The 2,223-nt window shown below is 75.0% G+C and carries 3 protein-coding genes; 1 reads left to right on the top strand and 2 read right to left on the bottom strand.

Annotation, left to right across the window (positions count from 1 at the left end; translation table 11 throughout):
- Positions 1–166: 166 nt before the first annotated feature.
- Both FV223_RS25755 and gcvA read right to left on the bottom strand, forming a co-directional pair.
- A complete protein-coding gene (locus FV223_RS25755) occupies positions 167–496 on the bottom strand; it encodes a hypothetical protein (RefSeq protein WP_147729600.1) in 330 nt (109 codons plus the stop codon).
- A gap of 110 nt (positions 497–606) precedes the next feature.
- Complete coding sequence (gcvA, locus tag FV223_RS25750; protein WP_147729599.1) at positions 607–1,485, bottom strand: transcriptional regulator GcvA; 879 nt, start codon at positions 1,483–1,485, stop codon at positions 607–609.
- A 76-nt stretch (positions 1,486–1,561) separates the two neighbouring features.
- Between gcvA and FV223_RS25745 the strand changes: the two genes are divergently transcribed.
- Positions 1,562–2,223 (top strand): MFS transporter (locus FV223_RS25745; RefSeq protein ID WP_147729598.1); only part of this gene is annotated, 662 nt, incomplete at its 3' end.

Raw genomic sequence — 2,223 nt, 5'->3', positions numbered from 1 at the left:
GCGGCGCCGCGCGCTGCGGCGATCGTGCCGGCTGTGCCGGGTCGCGATACGCCGGCGGGAAGCCGCTTCGTCGGCGGCGTCGGCCGTGATCGGGACCGCACGCAACGTGGCCGTCGGCATCCTCGCCGACGCCGATCCGGAGGCGCCGCGGCCGGTCCGGAACCGGTCAGGCGCCGGAGGTCGCCGCGCCGCCGTCCCGCATCGCCTCGGCGACGCTCTCGAAGGCGGCCACCACCGCCTGCGCATTCGCCTGGCGGATGGCGTCGAGGTCGGGGCCGCCGGCGCCGGGGATCTCGATGTCCGACATCTCGGCGCTGAGGCTGCGCCCGAGCGCGCGCACCCGGTCCGGCGGCAGGCCGCTCTGCTCGAACACCAGCACCGCGACCGTCTGGACGAGCACCCGCAGGGCGGAGGCTTCCGCGAGCCGCTCGACTGCTTCCTGATTGATCGCCATCGCCACCCCGCCGCCCGGCTCCGCCCCCGGAGGCCGGCTCATCGTCGTCGCCCCGCCATGCCCGAGGCCGCGTCCGGATGGCAACCGCTAATGCGCGTCGTCGGTATCCAGCGTCAGTCCGGTTGCATGCGGTGGGCTTCCGTCGGCGAGGCTCAGGCGGCCTTCGGAAGCCAGTCGCAGAAGGCGCGCACGGCCGGGTCCTCGGCGCGGGCCTCCGGGACGTAGGCGTGGTAGCTGCGCGCCGGCAGCGCCGGGCCGTCGAAGGGCAGCGTCAGCCGGCCGGCCGCCACGTCGTCGGCGATCAACCGCTCCGGCCCCATCGCCACGCCCAGCCCGTCGAGGGCGGCTTGCAGCGTGAGGTAGAAGTGCTCCAGCGTCACCGAGCGCGCCGGGCCGAGGTCCGGCACGCCGGCGGCCTGCAGCCAGTGCGGCCACACCTCGGGCAGCGTCGCCGCGTGCAGCAGCGTGTGGCGCTCCAGGTCCGCCGGCGTGCGGAGCGGCAGGCGCTGCAGCAGCGCCGGGCTGCAGACGGGGATGCGCCGCTCGGTCAGGAAACGCTGCCGGACATAGCCGGGGCACGTGTCCGGCCCGCCGCGGATCGCAACGTCGAACGGCTCGACGATGTGGGCGAGCGGCACGTTCGAGGTGGTCAGCCGGACCTCGATCGCCGGGTTGCCGCGCTGGAAGGCCGAGAGGCGCGGGATCAGCCAGCGCAGCGTGAAGGTCGCGAGCGCGTTCACGTGCAGCACGCGCGCCTGCCCCCGCTCCATCTGCCGCGCGGTCGCGAGCGCGACGCGGTCGAGGGCGGCCCCGATCTCGGCGAGGTAGCCCCGCCCGGCTTCCGTCAGGACGACGCGACGGTTGTGGCGCTCGAACAGCGGCGTCCCGAGCCAGGCCTCGAGCGCCTGGACGTGTCGGCTCACGGCACCGTGCGTCACGCCGAGTTCCGCCGCGGCCAGCGTGAAGCTCTGGTGCCGGCCGGCGGCCTCGAACGCCTTGAGCGCATTAAGCGGCGGCAGTCGGCGATGCATGCGCGTCAGCTTTCCTCACACGCACGTCAACATAAGGCGTTTGTCAGCCGGCGGCGAGGACGGCATCCTGCCGGCCATGAACACGGCCAGCAACACGGACAGCCGCTCCGCGCGCCCACCGAACCTCGCCGCCCCATCCGAGCCGGCTCAGGTCGCGGAGGCGGGGCGCTCGCTCGCGGTGGTCGGCCTGAACCACGCGCTCCACGACGGCTACACCGACCTGATCTACGTGCTGCTGCCGGTGTGGCAGGCGGAGTTCGGCCTCGGCTACGTCGCGCTGGCCGTGCTGCGCTCGCTCTACGTCGGCGCGCTGGCCGGGCTGCAGATGCCGGCCACCGCCGTCGCCCGCCGGCTCGGCCTGCGCACCGTGCTGGTGCTCGGGACGCTGCTCGGCGCGGCCGGCTACGCTCTCGCCGGCGCGTCGGGCGGCCTCGTCACCCTGTGCCTCGCCCTCGCCCTCTCGGGGGCCGGCAGCAGCACGCAGCATCCGCTCGCCTCGGCGGTGATCGCCCGGGCGTATGGAAAGGCCGCGCGCGGGCCGCTCGGCACCTACAACTTCACCGGCGACCTCGGGAAGGCGGCGCTGCCGCCCCTCGTCGGCTTCCTCCTCATCCGCACCGAATGGCGCGCCGTGCTGTGGATCGTCGCCGGCCTCGGTGCCGCGGTCGCGATCGCCGTCGCCGTCCTGCTGCCGCGTGAGCCGGCGTCGCGCGAAGCCGAGCCGGGCGAGCCGCAGGC

Source organism: Methylobacterium sp. WL116 (genome assembly GCF_008039455.1).
Lineage (GTDB): Bacteria > Pseudomonadota > Alphaproteobacteria > Rhizobiales > Beijerinckiaceae > Methylobacterium.
This window is presented reverse-complemented; position numbering and strand designations above follow the sequence as displayed.

Excerpts from the sequence above, each read along its gene's own strand:
- gcvA (WP_147729599.1), bottom strand. The coding sequence starts at position 1,485 with ATGCATCGCCGACTGCCGCCGCTTAATGCGCTCAAGGCGTTCGAGGCC.
- FV223_RS25755 (WP_147729600.1), bottom strand. The coding sequence starts at position 496 with ATGAGCCGGCCTCCGGGGGCGGAGCCGGGCGGCGGGGTGGCGATGGCG.